This is a genomic window from Guptibacillus hwajinpoensis, from assembly GCF_005144865.1.
GTDB classification, from domain to species: Bacteria; Bacillota; Bacilli; order Bacillales; family Guptibacillaceae; genus Guptibacillus; species Guptibacillus hwajinpoensis_A.
On the sequence record NZ_SWFM01000006.1, the window covers coordinates 37,123 to 52,496 of the forward strand.

Annotated in this window: 15 protein-coding genes and 1 riboswitch; of the genes, 6 read left to right on the plus strand and 9 right to left on the minus strand. The window is 37.4% G+C overall.

Annotation, left to right across the window (positions count from 1 at the left end; genetic code table 11):
* Positions 1-323: 323 nt before the first annotated feature.
* Positions 324-1,148, minus strand: coding sequence for a Cof-type HAD-IIB family hydrolase (locus tag FBF83_RS16930; RefSeq protein WP_136948337.1), 825 nt, complete (start codon positions 1,146-1,148; stop codon positions 324-326).
* A gap of 344 nt (positions 1,149-1,492) precedes the next feature.
* Between FBF83_RS16930 and FBF83_RS16935 the strand changes: the two genes are divergently transcribed.
* Positions 1,493-2,797: an aldehyde dehydrogenase gene (locus FBF83_RS16935; protein WP_136948338.1), complete on the plus strand. Its 1,305-nt coding sequence runs from the start codon at positions 1,493-1,495 to the stop codon at positions 2,795-2,797.
* A 140-nt stretch (positions 2,798-2,937) separates the two neighbouring features.
* A complete protein-coding gene (locus FBF83_RS16940) occupies positions 2,938-3,588 on the plus strand; it encodes an SDR family oxidoreductase (RefSeq protein WP_136948339.1) in 651 nt (216 codons plus the stop codon).
* Between the two features lie 98 nt (positions 3,589-3,686).
* On the opposite strand, the gene FBF83_RS16945 is transcribed toward FBF83_RS16940, so the two are convergent.
* Positions 3,687-4,181: a hypothetical protein gene (locus FBF83_RS16945; protein WP_136948340.1), complete on the minus strand. Its 495-nt coding sequence runs from the start codon at positions 4,179-4,181 to the stop codon at positions 3,687-3,689.
* 95 nt (positions 4,182-4,276) lie between these two features.
* Between FBF83_RS16945 and FBF83_RS16950 the strand changes: the two genes are divergently transcribed.
* Positions 4,277-4,855, plus strand: a complete 579-nt coding sequence (locus FBF83_RS16950) for a vWA domain-containing protein (RefSeq protein ID WP_136948341.1) — start codon at positions 4,277-4,279, stop codon at positions 4,853-4,855.
* A gap of 225 nt (positions 4,856-5,080) precedes the next feature.
* On the opposite strand, the gene FBF83_RS16955 is transcribed toward FBF83_RS16950, so the two are convergent.
* From FBF83_RS16955 to FBF83_RS16980, 6 genes are all read right to left on the minus strand, one after another.
* Positions 5,081-6,088, minus strand: a complete 1,008-nt coding sequence (locus FBF83_RS16955) for a DUF3231 family protein (RefSeq protein ID WP_169525591.1) — start codon at positions 6,086-6,088, stop codon at positions 5,081-5,083.
* 149 nt (positions 6,089-6,237) lie between these two features.
* A complete protein-coding gene (locus tag FBF83_RS16960) occupies positions 6,238-6,729 on the minus strand; it encodes a phosphatase PAP2 family protein (RefSeq protein ID WP_169525593.1) in 492 nt (163 codons plus the stop codon).
* A 319-nt stretch (positions 6,730-7,048) separates the two neighbouring features.
* On the minus strand, positions 7,049-7,207 hold the full coding sequence (locus FBF83_RS16965) for a YjcZ family sporulation protein (protein ID WP_136948344.1): 159 nt from the start codon (positions 7,205-7,207) through the stop codon (positions 7,049-7,051).
* Positions 7,208-7,370: 163 nt separating this feature from the next.
* Positions 7,371-7,970, minus strand: coding sequence for a response regulator transcription factor (locus FBF83_RS16970; RefSeq protein ID WP_136948345.1), 600 nt, complete (start codon positions 7,968-7,970; stop codon positions 7,371-7,373).
* Positions 7,967-9,103, minus strand: coding sequence for a sensor histidine kinase (locus tag FBF83_RS16975; RefSeq protein ID WP_136948346.1), 1,137 nt, complete (start codon positions 9,101-9,103; stop codon positions 7,967-7,969). The genes FBF83_RS16970 and FBF83_RS16975 overlap by 4 nt, the downstream gene beginning before the upstream one ends.
* A gap of 138 nt (positions 9,104-9,241) precedes the next feature.
* Entirely contained in the window at positions 9,242-10,297 is a 1,056-nt protein-coding gene (locus FBF83_RS16980) for a fatty acid desaturase (protein WP_136948347.1), read from the minus strand.
* A gap of 425 nt (positions 10,298-10,722) precedes the next feature.
* Positions 10,723-10,810: riboswitch (cyclic di-GMP riboswitch) on the plus strand.
* A gap of 188 nt (positions 10,811-10,998) precedes the next feature.
* On the opposite strand from FBF83_RS16980, the gene FBF83_RS16985 reads away from it, so the two are divergent.
* The 3 genes from FBF83_RS16985 (at position 10,999) to FBF83_RS16995 (ending at position 14,733) form a co-directional block, all read left to right on the plus strand.
* Positions 10,999-11,697, plus strand: coding sequence for a hypothetical protein (locus tag FBF83_RS16985; protein ID WP_136948348.1), 699 nt, complete (start codon positions 10,999-11,001; stop codon positions 11,695-11,697).
* A 234-nt stretch (positions 11,698-11,931) separates the two neighbouring features.
* On the plus strand, positions 11,932-12,840 hold the full coding sequence (locus FBF83_RS16990) for an HD domain-containing phosphohydrolase (protein ID WP_136948349.1): 909 nt from the start codon (positions 11,932-11,934) through the stop codon (positions 12,838-12,840).
* 45 nt (positions 12,841-12,885) lie between these two features.
* Entirely contained in the window at positions 12,886-14,733 is a 1,848-nt protein-coding gene (locus FBF83_RS16995; RefSeq protein ID WP_205665332.1) for a diguanylate cyclase, read from the plus strand.
* Positions 14,734-14,816: 83 nt separating this feature from the next.
* Here FBF83_RS16995 and hxlB read toward each other — a convergent pair whose 3' ends face one another.
* Entirely contained in the window at positions 14,817-15,371 is a 555-nt protein-coding gene (hxlB, locus tag FBF83_RS17000) for a 6-phospho-3-hexuloisomerase (protein WP_136948351.1), read from the minus strand.
* Between the last annotated feature and the right edge of the window lie 3 nt (positions 15,372-15,374).

Sequence of the window (15,374 nt, forward strand, 5' to 3'; positions counted from 1 at the left end):
AAATGTAACTCTTCTAAATAAAGGCTCTTCTCGTAGGTATTTTTGTTATTAGATTAGTAGTTAATACCCGCTCCAATTTGATTAGTGTTGCTTTTAAAACTGCTTTAATAACAATACTCTTTTAGAGGTGAGCCTAAACGATAGACTAATAATGAATATGGGTAGAACTCGACAGGAAGACGCGCAAACGCTTCAGGTTCATTCAACCTACTATAATACTTTCGATTCCATTACGAGTTTACCTCTTTCAAAAAACAGATAAGAGCACATCCATTAACAGAAAAGAGAGGCGGTGTTTAAACACCGCCTCTCTTTTATCAAAATTATTTTGTTATGAGCTGATCCTTTAATAGAAACTTTTCAACTACTTTTGCAACACCATCATTCTCGTTCGTATCTGCAATGTAATCAGAAATCTTTTTGATGTCATCTGGAGCATTACCCATCGCAACGCCAAGTCCAGCAAATTCAATCATTTCTTGATCATTGTAGCTGTCTCCAACTGCAATAACTTCTTCTCGTTTAATTTCACATTCATTAATAAGCTTCTCAAGGCTTGTCGCTTTTGTAATGCCTTTATCTGTGAATTCAAGGAAGTAAGGCTTGGAGCGCATTACGCTGAATTCTTCTCCTAACTCCTTTTGAAGCTTCTTTTCCACTTTTTTAAGGTGCTCTGGTTCACCAACCATTAAGACTTTAACAACGGGGGCTGTTACACCATCCATAAACGAATCGACGACCTTAATTGGTAGTCCTGTTAGTTCTGATTCAATCGTCGTGTATGGATTCTCTTCTGCAGTTATAATCTCATCTCCAATGTATGTGTGAATATACACATCTTCGTGAAGACTAATCTCGTATAGTCTTTGAACAGCTTCTATCGTTAATGTTTGACTGAAGAATTCTTCATTCGAATGACAGTTGATGATCTTCCCGCCATTAAAGGAAAGAATGAAGCTCTCGTAGTCAGCAAGTGAAAGTTCCTCTGCAAATGGAATCATTCCAAATGTAGGTCTTCCAGAAGCTAAAACAACTTTCAAGCCTGCTTCTTGTGCCTTCATTAACGCTTCTTTATTTCGAACAGAAATCATTTGTTTGGTATTGAGCAATGTATCGTCTAAATCTAATACAATCATTTTGTATGTCATGGTGAATAATCCTCTCTATTCCTATATTCTTTTATCATTCTACTAGATTTTACAACAAATGGGGCATATGTTTGAAATGTTAGAGTAAAAGGGAAAAAGTACCTTGAGAGATTGTTGGATTCATAAATAGAAAAAGAAACTATGAGATTCGGTGACTCCTATTGATTGAATGTTTACGAAGCAAAATGATTGACCATCTTCGTTTAGGGGAGTATCTTGGAACCTATCATTTAACTATATTTATTTTAGTTACAGTTAACTCACACTTATAACCTACTGGAGCATAGGTATTGTTTCATCGTTACTATATTTTAAGTGAATTAAACAAATAAGGAGAATGTAAGATGGAGAACTATCAAGAACTTACAGCAAAACAAAAGTCATTTTTCCTTAGCGGGAAAACGAAAGATGTACAATTTCGTATTGATACATTAAATAAATTGAAAGAGCTTATGACGTCACATGAACAAGAAATTATTGACGCTCTTAAAGCTGATCTTAATAAACCTGAAGTCGAAACAAAGCGTGCAGAGATCGGTCTTGTATTAGGCGAAATTAATTTTATGATTGAGAATTTATCTACTTGGTCAACTCCAAAAGAAGTGGAAACACCATCAACCCATGCAGGTGCGACAAGCTTTATTGTCCCTGAACCATATGGATCAACACTTGTTATTGCACCATGGAACTATCCCTTTCAACTTGCGGTCGCTCCACTAGTAGGAGCAGTTGCAGCTGGTAACAGTGTTGTATTAAAACCTTCTGAATTAACACCTCACACTTCTAGCCTTTTAGCTAAAATGATTAATGAGAATTTCCCTGAAGAACTCTTGTGTGTCGTTGAAGGGGAAGTTGAAACAAGCACAGCTCTATTAAAAGAGAAATTTGATTACATCTTCTTCACTGGTAGTACTGGAGTAGGTAAAATTGTTGCAGAAGCAGCAGCGAAGCATTTAACGCCTACAACCTTAGAGCTAGGCGGTAAGAGTCCTGCGATTGTACATGAGGATGCTGATCTGGATGAAACCGCAGCACGTATTGCGCGAGGTAAATTTGCAAATGCTGGTCAAACGTGTGTGGCACCGGATTATGTCCTTGCACACCGTAGTGTAAAAGATCAACTAATTTCTAAGCTTAATGATGCTATCACAAACACATATGGAGAGAATATTTCAGAAAATCCTGATTTCCCACATGTGGTGAGTGAAAGACATTTTGATCGTTTACATCAATTCTTAAAGGACAGGGATTTAGTAGTTGGAGGTCAATCAGACAGATCGAACTTATTGATTGAACCTACGATTTTAGACAATATTTCTTGGGAAGATTCCGTTATGCAAGATGAAATCTTTGGGCCGATCTTACCTGTGCTAGTATACGATGAAACATCAGAAGCGGTTGATGCAATCGTTCAACGTCCAAAGCCACTAGCTCTTTATCTTTTCTCTGATGATGAAAAGGTACAGGATGACGTTCTAAATAACATTTCATTTGGTGGTGGCGCGATTAACGATACGATCAATCATATGACCACTCACTACCTTCCATTCGGTGGTGTGGGAAATAGTGGAATGGGAGCTTATCATGGTAAAGCAAGCTTTGACACATTCTCACACTTCAAAAGCATTCTTAAACGCTCAAATAAATAAGAACTAAAGAAGCAGTAGTGTCACCATAATGGGTATAGTACCAATGAGTAGCAGTCATTATTAATTCCACTTAGAAAATGTGGATGGTATTTGGCTGCAGATCATCGGTATATCTCAATTACTTAGAAAGGGTGTAGGAAATGAAAGTTCTAATTGTTGGAGCAAACGGTCAAGTTGGGAAGCATCTTGTTTCTTTTATCCAAGATCATAAAGAATTAGAAGCGAAAGTCATGATTCGAAAAGAGGAGCAAGCTTCCTACTTTAATGATTTAGGTGCTGAAACCGTTGTAGTTGATTTAGAAGAAGACATTAACGCTATAGCAAAAGCAGCTGAAGGAGTAGATGCGATCGTCTTTACAGCAGGTTCTGGACCAAACACTGGGGCAGACAAAACCGTGCTAGTTGATTTAGATGGTGCTGTTAAAACAATGAAGGCGGCAGAAGAGGCTGGGGTGAAACGCTTCGTTATGGTTAGTTCCTTCGATACAACGCGTGAAGCCATCCAATCAGCACCGTCATCTTTTGCACCTTACGTAGCGGCAAAGCATTATGCAGATGAATGGTTGAAGACAACCGATTTAGATTACACGATCATCCACCCGGGTGCACTAACAAATGACGAGGGTATTGGAAAAGTGAATGCCGCATCTAAAGTAGAAAGAAATGAAATTTCTAGAGAAGATGTGGCAAGTGTAATCTTAGCTACTCTAGAAAATGACGCTACGATTGGTAAGGAATTCCAGGTAGTAAAAGGAACAAAATCGATTAAAGATGAAATCAATTCGATCTAATTGATTGAAAACGGCCCCTTGTATCCTTGATACAAGGGGCTTTTATTTTGGCGTTATAAGTTGTACGTACCTGTTTAGCACACCAAGCCTTTTCCGAATTACAGAAACGTCCTAACCCCTACACTTTCCAAAGCCTCATTCACATCATCCAAATCATAAATTTTCTTATCAATACAAAACTGTATGACTAAATCAAACGGGTCACTTTCAGATAAAGAGAAACCAGCCGAACTCAACAGTTGATCGGTTTCTTCTAGATCGAGCTGAAGGGCAAGGGCGAGTGCAATGGCGGGTTTTTTCCCAATTCGATAGCTAGGATTAGACCGTATTTTAGAAAAGTGCTTACGATCGATACCTGCTTTTTTATAGATTTCGATATCAGTGAATCCTCTGTGATCAATCATCTGCAAAAGTTCGTACCGAAAAGGTGGTTTTGAATGGGTTGTTATATAAGTTGTTAGTTCATCTTCAAATGTGTGTTCAACTTGTTCCTGATCAAAATGAGGAGCAGATTCATAACTATTCATGAGTGGTGGCTCTAGGAAATTATTAATATATATTTTTAATTCTAGTAACGTCTTATTACTTAGCATAAACGACTCCTCCAAAATGTCGCTTCGTAGGCGACCAGATGATGGACTAAATTAGCTACTATTATATCATCAACACATTGGAGGAGATGAAGACTATGAAAAAAGGATTAACAGAAGTCGTATTTTTACTTGATCGAAGCGGCTCAATGGCAGGGTTAGAGTCGGATACAATAGGTGGGTTTAATGGATTTGTAAGAAAGCAGTGTGAAGAAGAAGGGGAAACGCTTTTAACAACAGTTCTATTTGATGATCAATATGAAGTTCTGTGGGATGGTGTTGATGCAACTAAAGCCATGCTTACAGATCAAGATTATTATGTGAGAGGGATGACGGCACTTCTTGATGCCGTTGGTCGTACGGTAGTCACTGTAGGCAATAGGCTATCTGAAACGCCTGAACATCGAAAGCCAGAGAGAATTATTGTAGTCATTACAACGGATGGGAGGGAAAATGCGAGCAGTGAATACACTCATGAAAAAGTAAAAGAGTTAATTAAGCATCAGAGAGATACCTATAACTGGGAGTTTATTTTCATGGGAGCAAATATAGACGCTACTAAAGAGGCAGCGAATATTGGGATTATTGAGGAAGATGCGTATCAGTTTGAAGCTTCAGAAAAAGGTGTTGAGAGTATGTATATGCAGGTTTGTAAGGCAGTTTCAGATAAAAGATAAACATAAATAAAGCATCTGCTCTTATGCAGATGCTTTATTAATAAGGCTCTTTTCTAAAAGATTGTTGCTTTTCAATGATTCTTCTATAGAGACCCCACAGGCGTAATGTTCTTGCGCGCCGAGGAGGCTCAGCGCCCGTCCCGAGGAAAGCGAGCATCCTGAGCGGAAATCAACCACTACCTTTATAGCAACAATGTTTACGAAAAGAGCCATTAATAAAGAAGATTACTTCGCTAATTCATCGCGATCAGCTGCCATTGGCGGTTGTTCTAACCATTTTCGATCGATAAGCATCTTAACACCATCATTCGAGAACTTAGCGATTTCCGTGACTAACCTTGCAATATCAACCGAGATATCATATCTGAATGTTGATGTTAGGCTTATCCCGTAGTTAAACAGACTCCCTGCATTAGCTAATGCCACGTGATAGAGCATAAGTTTTTCAGAGAAAGGCGGAACTTTAGACTCAAGTACTTCAGGATCCCATAACTGAGGAGCTGGTAAGTGATCCTTTGTGAGAAGATCTTGAAGAATGACGATATTCTTATGTGAGATATCTCTTCCTCGTAACATATATTTTTTGATATCTTCAGATTGCACTACCTGACTAAATGCCATCATAAGTGACTTTCCCAATTGATTTGAATCAAGGTTCACGTACATGCCTGTTATTTCTGTCGAAGCCATTGGTCTTTGCTGGCCAATTAATTTATGTAAAAAGTCTTTCGATTCAACGAACTTTACTTCGGTAGGGACTGGTATAAATGGAGCTCTTATAATTAAACCTTTTGCTAACATTGCATTCATCGTTTCTTGGAACAAATCACTCATGTCATTAACACATTCAGAAAAGTATTCTCTAACATCGGCTCTGAAAGAAACAGTTAATGCATTAGAGAACTGAAGTAAATTAATTCTAGATGTTTCCTTTAAGTAAAAGAGATAAAATTTATCAGTAAAAACAGCGGGCGCCTGGTCATTAATATCGTTTTTCCCAAATCCAGTTGGAATTGCAAAACTTTCTTTATTGAATAGTTCCTCTAACTTCATCATGTGCTGTTTTGTAATATTACTTGCTTTTTCAAGTGTTGCTCTAATTCGATCATCATCTACATTTGAAAGGTAATGTGTGTATACACAGTTTAACAACGATTCACCTATATAATTTTTCCACAACTCACCCAATTCAGTGGAAGTAAGAGTAATATGTCTACCATCTTGATTAGTCAAAAAATCACGCTCCCGGTATGTATTCCATATTAGCCTTACCATAAGATGGGCGATTATTCGCTTAGAGAAATATGAGGTTTTAGGTGTAAACCCCATACAGAATTTATAGGAAACGACGAGTTTATTTGGTTGTGAATAAGACTCTGTAGTTATACTGATTTATGAAATCGCCTAAACAAATAACGGTAAACTATGATTCCCATCATGAGCATCAATCCACCTAAGCAATAACCTGCTAGCACGTCTGTTAAGAAATGTTCGAGCATAATGATGCGGCTGAATCCTATTACAGTCATTAATAGAATTGCTAGTGATAGTGTTATTATTTTAATGAATGCATTGTGTGTATAGTGGAATATATAATATACGATTAAGCCATACATAATAAGTCCAACCATAACATGACCACTTGGAAAGCTATATCCTTCGACAATGTGCCCTTCTATAAGAGGCCTTTCTCTTTGTATTAAATTCTTTAAGAGTTTGTTAGTTAAATTCCCAACGAATACGAATACAAATAGTGTGATCATACCTACATAATCTTTCTTCCATAGCCATAATACCACCATGGACAATAAGGTAATCAGAATAATTGCTGGTTTTGAAGCAAGCTCCGAAATTAATTGGATAACCTCAATCAAATTACTCCCTATCCAATCTGAAAGAATATATCCTAATCTTTTGTCAGAGGAGAAGGAATCATAATGCTGAATATAGATGAGCAAAAACATTGTACACGATAGTAGAAAAATAAATAATGCCGTGTAATATCTTTTGTGTTTGCGATTGTATACCTTGTTCGGTTCTATTAAAATCACTCCTTTACTGTATAAGCAATTACTTATTATAGTGCATTTTTGGCATTGTAGTATAGATGATAGAAGGAAAAAGTATCTTCTTTAAACTACGCACCTAAAAACAAACACCGGGAGGCTCCCGGTGTTTGTCGTATCTTCGAAATTAGCAATCGTTTCCTTTAACAAATGAAGCGCCAATAATGATAAGAAGGATAAACAAAACAACGATCAATGCAAACCCATTACCGTAACGAGCGCCACCAACCGGGTAACCACAGTTAGCTGGTCCAACCTGGTTTCCGCATCCGTAACCATAACCCATGAAATCATCTCCTCTCATTGAATCTTCTTTAATATATGAAGGAGAATGACGTAGTGAATAGGTGAAGAACTAGTTATATAGAAGATAGGTCGGTTTCGAATGAACTAAAAAAGGACTATTATGGGTAAAAAGTAGTCCTTTTCGTAGCTTATTCATTTGATAGTCACTTGAACCAACCTTTTTCTTTAAAACGCGAAATAGCTTCAATGCGGTTCGTAACCTCTAACTTATCAAGTATGACGGAAATATAATTTCGAACAGTACCAGGTGTGATGTAGAGCTCACTCGAAATATCTTTCGTGTTTTTCCCATCAGCCATCAGTTGAATAACTTGTTTCTCACGTTCAGTTAATGGATTTTCATTGCCAAAAGCTAGATCAACTAACTCCGGTGAAAAAATACGCTGACCTTCCATGATTTTACGGATAGAGGTGGCAAGTTCATCACTTGGACTATCTTTAAGAAGGTAGCCACTAACACCTGCCTTACGTGCTCGCTCAAAGTATCCAGCCCGAGCAAATGTGGTTAGTATTATAATTTTACATGACTCGTTGCTTAATTCTTCAGCAGCATCAAGTCCGCTCTTTAAAGGCATTTCAATGTCCATGATGCAGACATCGGGCTTCAATTCTTTAACAAGGGAACAAGCTTCTTCTCCATTTGTTGCCTGGCCGACAACCTCCATTCCTTCTTCAAGATCCAGTAAGGAGCCAAGGGCCCCAAGCAGCATACGTTGATCCTCCGCAAGCACAATGCGAATCACACCGATCCCTCCTGTTTGTTTTGTTGGATGATATTAGGTACACGAATGTTTAATACCGTACCATTGATTGATTGGATTTCTAGAGAGCCATTAACGAATTCTAGACGTTCTCTCATGCCTTGTAGTCCATTTCCTTTGAATGAGTTGGCCCCTTTAGGTACGCCTATTCCGTTATCTTCAACCTGAATGAATACTTCGTTTGGAGACTGTTTAATGAGAACTCTACACCATGAGGCATTGCTATGTTTCACAATATTGGTTACTGCTTCTTTAAGGCACATGCTAAGAACGTTTTCTACTAGTAATGGCGTATTATCAAGAGTTTGTTTCCCTTCAAGATGGAATTCCATCTCTGCAGCACTTAGTAGTTGCTGAACACGAAGTAATTCGTCTTCAAGCTTTGCTCCTCTCATATTTGAAACCATTTCTCTTACTTCTTTCAGAGCGGTTCGAGCTGTTTGTCTAATGTCATGAATCTCATTAATTGCGGCTTCAGGCTTTACTGGAATTAGTTTTCTAGCAAGATCACTTTTTAAACCAATCATAGATAGCTTTTGCCCGAGAGTGTCATGTAAGTCACGTGCAATTCGTTCCCGTTCTTCAATCACCATTAATTGCGATATTTTCTCATTCGCGTTTTCGAGCTGCTCTTCTAATCGGTGCTGTTTATTACGATAGCGAATGGTGAAAGGTAATAGCGCTACGCCCAGGACACAAACGAATACAAATGGAAGTTGCGGAAATAGAGCGTCATTATGAGTGAAGAAAATAATGACCGTTGCTACGATTGTAGTTGTGAGGTGAACAATGTATAACGAAAGGAATCCTGCTTTGTTCTCTATGTTACCTATGAAAAAGGCTAAGAAGAGAGAAAAGTAAACGTAGCCAAACAAAATTGTCATAACAATGCTGATGGCCATTTCGATACTCACCCATAGATACACGAGTTTACTATTTGAAATAAACGATAGTCGGTAGGATAAGAAAAATAATAAAATGACGAAGATGCCAACTGTAATTTCTATAATCGATGATGATCTGAATATAAAGAAGAAGGGAAGTAGACAAAAAATAATCCAAACGTAAGAACTAATACCCGTGTTCTTAGGGATAATATGATACCAATTCTGCATGGTCATCTCCTTTCTGATATAAGACTGTGATTACAGGATATACCATTAAATATAGGCTGTCACTTGTATAGTATTAGTATAAACCTAGCTTGGACATTGAAAAACCCATTCATAGCTGAATGGGTTTTTCAGGTTATGTTATTTTTCCTGAAGACTTGGTCTTTTCGTCATCATCGCTAGCGCTGATGGATTCTTCAAAAGTGGCTTCACTTCTTTAAAGCTAACAAACGTTTTGTTCTTCGTATCGTAAAGTCGAAAACGAATCGACTCCAAACTTGATAGTAGCGTAATGGTTGTTGCTTTATGCAATGGGGGCGTTGATTCATGTGCCTTTTCAAGATTGTAATTCGGTACTCTTGGGCTTAGGTGGTGAACATGGTGATAGCCGATGCTTCCTGATACCCATTGAAGAATTTTAGGAAGTTTGTAATATGAACTACCATCTACAGCTGCTTTTACAAAATCCCATTCTGTTTCATCTTCGAAATAAGAATCTTCAAATTGGTGCTGAACATAGAACAACCAGATGCCGAGTGAGCCTGCGACATAAAGAATCGGAAGTTGAATAATTAGGAAAGCTTCCCAACCAATCGCAAGAATTAATAAAGAATATATTACTATGATTGATGCGTTCGTAATATATGTGCTCATGCGTTCTTTCCGTTTTGCATCTTTTCGATTAAAGCGATTAGTAATAAGGAACAGATAAATTGGACCGAGTCCAAACATGACAATTGGATTTCTGTATAAGCGATAAGCAAGGCGGCCCCATATTGAAGCTGCTGCATATTCTTCCACAGTCATTACCCAGATATCACCGGTACCGCGCTTATCTAAGTTACCGCTCGTTGCATGGTGGATATTATGCTCGCGTTTCCACTTTTCAAATGGAAACATCGTAATAATTCCTGTAATGGTGCCAACAATCCGATTGGCTTTCTGACTTTTGAAAAATGACCCGTGCGTGCAGTCGTGAAAAATAATAAAGATCCGAACAACAAATCCTCCAGCAATCATAGCTAGTGGAACAGCTAACCACGCAGACAAGCTTAAGCTTTGGTATGCAAGAAACCATAGCAATAAGAAAGGAAGAAGGGTGTTCAATAACTGTCGTACCCCTGCGACCGTGTCGGGCTTTGCGAAAGGTGATACACTTTTTTTCAATTCTTTTTGTTTTTGTTTGTTTTCATTCATATGGTTACCCCTTTGGTTAGGCTTAGTTGAATAACTCTAATCCTAATAATAGTGGAAGGGGTGTCTAGGTGTAAGACATAAACGTCAGGAAAGATACATGATACTTGTCATGGTTTTGTTGTGGTAATTTGGAAATGAAGTCCTGCTCGTATTAAATAATTTAAAATAAATTATGAGATTGATGCCTTATGCAAAAAAGGTCATACGAATTATCGTTCAATCGATACATGACAAAAGACCCCAAGATCTCTCTTTACAATAGGATGTTAGGCGCGTAAAAACGTCGGAATATAAGTTAATGTAGCGCTTTCATTGTTTTTCGGTAATATCCAACAAATTTCAACAGTATATTTAGTTGCAGGAAAATAGTCCCTGTTTTATAATAAAATTGTAACCTGTTTAAAAAATTCCAAAATTAAAAAAGTCTACGATAAAGGCAAACTTGCTGGAAGGCAGGGACGCAAAATCACAGGCCTAACATTCCTGTTGGAATCAGGCGGCTGGATTACCGAATAGCACTTGGGGCTATTCAATATTCATATTGAGTAGTCTCTTTTTTTCCTTACAACTTAGAAATTAGCGAATATGAAATACTAGCAAACTATAAGGGGTGAGAACTGAAAGAGAAAACTACTGGATACTTACAAATTTACTAGTCAATCCTTACTTTAAAACAAACTATTATACGGAGGAGAATCCTTATGAAGAAATTATTATCAACTCTATTTGCGCTCATATTATGTTTCGGTTTTGGCACAGGTGCTCTTGCAGATGTTCATAGCCCTAATCACCAAAAAGTCCTTGAAGATATCGAAAAGACGAATCTGGATATCAACAAAAAGATTGAAAAAGCTGTAGAAGATGCTGATGAACTACAAGCAGAATACCTTCAAGATGTTCGCGAAATTGAAGAAGGTAAAGAAATCGTCAAGTTAAAAGAAGAAAAAGTGAAGGTTCTTAAAGAAGTTAATGAAGCTGGAAAAGATGAAAAGAAAAGGGAAAAAGCGTTAGAAAAACTAGAAAAACTCAATGCTAAAATGGCTGAGGAAACTAGTAAGCTAGAAGGAAAGATAGAATCTATTGAAGGGGAGTTAAATGAACTAACAATGCAACTTGCTAGTCCTGAAGGCAAAGACAAAAAGAAGATTGATAAGAAAGTAGCGAAATTAAGAGAAAAAATGAATAAGTCTAGAACTGAATTGGAAGAACTCACGAACAAGTACACTGAAGATTTAGATGAAATCATTACAAAAGTCTACGATGAAACACTTGAAATGTCTACAAAAACAATTGCAAAAGCAGCTGAAGAAGGAGTTCAAGCTGAATGTAGCTGGACACTTGTAAGGTTTGCCCATAAATCAGTTTGGATTGATCCAATTAAAGTGGTTGGTGGCTACTAATTCTTTCAAAATAGGTGAGTTAATAGAGCGCGTTGTGAATATCAACGCGTTTTATTTTATTGAAATTTTTCACTTGATGCAATAATTATTTTTACAAAATCCTGTATTAAATTCAATATACTACAAAATTCTGCAGGTTAAGAACCCACTCATGTCGTATATTGTAGGGATAAGAGCGATAGAAACGATTTTCCAATTGGGGTTTGTTCTTAATAGGATTTTGAGGTGATATTAATGGAAGGTTTTACAATAGGAAGAAAAGGAAGCTCTTTGGAGACGACACTATATGAAGAGAGTAACATAAGTCTACTTTCTCATGGCGGTGGAGTAGAAGTATTGCTTCATCAAATTAACAAGGGGAAATTGTTCTATCTATACCCGAGTGAAGATCCAGATGTTATGGAGTTTTTCTATATTCTTTCAGGTCAATTAGTATGTGAAGTGGATAATGAAAAGATAGAATTATCCGCTAATGACTACTATTCCGCTAAAAATCTAAAAGCCCCCATTCACTTTACAGCTTTAACAGATTTGACCTTTATTTGGGTTGTAACTGAACAAACCTTTATTCATCTTAGTAATCACATTTCATCACTAATGGAAATTGTTAGGAAGGTTGAAAGAAAAGATCGTTATACATATCTCCATAGTGAACGTGTGGCTGAGTATGCTGTTAAAATTGCAAAAAAACTAGAGTTAAAAAAGGTACAACTTAATAACTTAACAAATGCTTCTTTCATACACGACATCGGCAAAATTAATGTACCAGAAGAAATTTTGAATAAGCCAGGACACTTAACAAACGAAGAATTTGCAGAGATAAAGAAGCATCCGAAAGATGGCGCGGAAATGGTGAAAGGCACTTATTATGAAGAGCTGGCTCCAATTATTGAACAACATCATGAACGGTTGAATGGCACCGGCTATCCTAATGGATTAAAAGAAGATGAGATTCTTCTAGAAGCTCGCATTATAGCGGTTAGCGACACGTTTGATGCAATGACAGAAGATCGGGCGTATCGTAAAGCGATGAGTGCTGAGATTGCTATTGATGAGCTAAGAAGGTTATCTGGTAGTCATTATGATAGTGATGTCGTAAATGCCTTTGAACAGGTATTAAGAGAAGAAGGACGTATCAAATAACTTGTGTGTCTTCTCATTAATATGAATAGTGAATGGGGAACGAAGATGTATAGAGGGTTTTATTGTTTTCTCTTTATTGTCATTTTGGGTTTATTATCTGGTTGCAGTCTTCTTCAGACTGAATCTCAGACTGGAGTAAGTGTTAAGCAAGGTTACCTTAATCTCAATGATTGGGATGGTGAGAAGAACGGGGTCGTTCGACTAGACGGAGACTGGGAATTCTATTGGAAAAAGACAAGGGATTTTCAAGAAAACGAGAAGCAGTATATTTCAGTACCATCCACTTGGAGTAACGAAAAAGGTGTTCCGGGGCATGGGTACGCCGCTTATCGTGTTGTTATTAATCATGTGAATAAAGACACTGAATATGCTTTGGATATGCCTTCCATTTCTACTGCATACAATCTTTGGATAGATGGGGATTTAGTTGGTTCTAATGGTACACCTGGAATAGATAAGAAGACGACCATGCCAGCTTATCATCCACAAGAAGTTTATTTTTCCAGTGAAGATTCAACAATCGAAATTGTATTACAAATTTCTAATTACCATTATCGTGATGGTGGAATTTGGGAGAGCATTACGTTCGGAACAGCGGACCAAATAAAAGATATAGCTTTTAAAGCAGATGCACTTGAAATGGTTATCTTTGGTTGTTTGCTGTTGTCAGGTTTATATCATACAGTTCTTTTCATTCAACGAAGACAGAATCATTCTGCTTTGTTTTTTAGTATTGTTTGCTTTTTGGTTTGCATTAGAATCGCAGCAACTGAGGATATTCTTATCGTGGATTTCTTCCCAAACATTCCATGGAGCCTCATCGTTAAGTTAGAATACTTAAGTTTCTTTCTATCTGTTCCAATGTTTTTATGGGTTTTATATACATTGTATCCTAATCATATAGCAAAGAAATTTTGTCAGGTACATATGTACGTAAGTGTAATTTTTTCTATGATAGTCATATTCACATCCCCTAATACGTTTACTCACACCAACATTGCTTATCAATTGATGACAATTATATCAATCGTATATGTATCTATTGCGTTACTTAAAGCTTTGAAAGATAAGCAAGAAGGAGCATTGATTGTAAATCTATGTGCTGGTTTCTTATCGCTAACAGTTATTAACGATATTCTTTCAGTTAATAGTATTATTCATAACTATCGCTTATCATCCTTTGGATTATTCGTTTTTATTTTCTCGCAGTCCTACATTATTGCCAACCGCTCTGCGAAGGCTTTTAATGAAATGGAAAGAGTTACTCATGAGCTAGCTGTGCTAAATCAAACGCTAGAGGAAAAGGTAAGAGAGAGAACGCTATCTCTTGAAGATTCGAGGGATGAATTGAGAAAGGCGAATGTTAAGCTAGAAAATCTTTCTTATAAAGATCAACTTACACAAATACCGAATAGACGATATTTTGACGAAAAGTTTCATATAGAATGGAGTAGAGCACTAGAAATACAATCGACTATAGCTGTCATGTATATTGATATCGACTACTTTAAGCTTTATAACGATACATACGGACATGAAGCAGGGGATGACTGCTTAAAGCAGGTTGCTAAAGTGTTGGAAGAGACTTTGAAACCTTACAATGGTCATATTGCTCGTATTGGTGGGGAAGAGTTTATAGTCATTGTAAGTGATGTAACGGCGGAGGACCTTAACAAGGTTTGTGAAGCATGCAGAAAGTCTATTGAGTTATTAAAAATCACTCATGTAAAATCCGTGCTGTCTAAAATCGTAACAGTTAGTATTGGAGCCGCGTTGGTTCTTCCACATACAAGGATGAGTAGCAGGGATCTAATCAATGCTGCTGATCATTCTCTATACGTAGCCAAGGAAAAAGGGAGAAATCAAGTTTGTATCGACTTTCGGAAAAAATAATTTCGTAGATTTTATAAGAATATCTAAATGTTAAAGACCGCAAAGTATGGTAATGAATACTTTGCGGTCTTTAAGTCTTTTTCCTATTCTAAATTAGCATGCTTACCGTACATCTTATCCGTATCCAAGCCTTTCTTCTCCATGAACCTTAGAATGATTGCATCATAGAAAAGCAAAAGAGTCTGTTCGAATAGGGATCCCATTGGCTGAATGGTTTCGTAATCACCAGACTGATCCTTTGGTGATCCGGGTAGCGTAACAACGATATCTGCTAGCTCGCCAATTGTGGAGTCAGGATTAATCGTAACAGCAGCGATCTTTCCGCCGATATTAGCGGCTTTATTCGCTATGGAAACGAGCTGTTTTGTTTCACCAGAACCTGATCCGATGATGATCAGATCACCTTCTTCAAAGTTTGGTGTGACCGTTTCGCCAACAACGTAAGCATCAATTCCCATATGCATCATGCGCATGGCAAAGGACTTTGCCATAAAGCCAGATCGGCCACCGCCAGCAACGAAAACTTTGTTCGCTTCGAGAATTTCGTTCGCTAACTGTTCAGCTTCTTCGTCAGCAATGAGATCTACTGAACGATTTAGCTCATCAATGATTTCAGCTAAATAGTGAGTAGTCTGCATGGT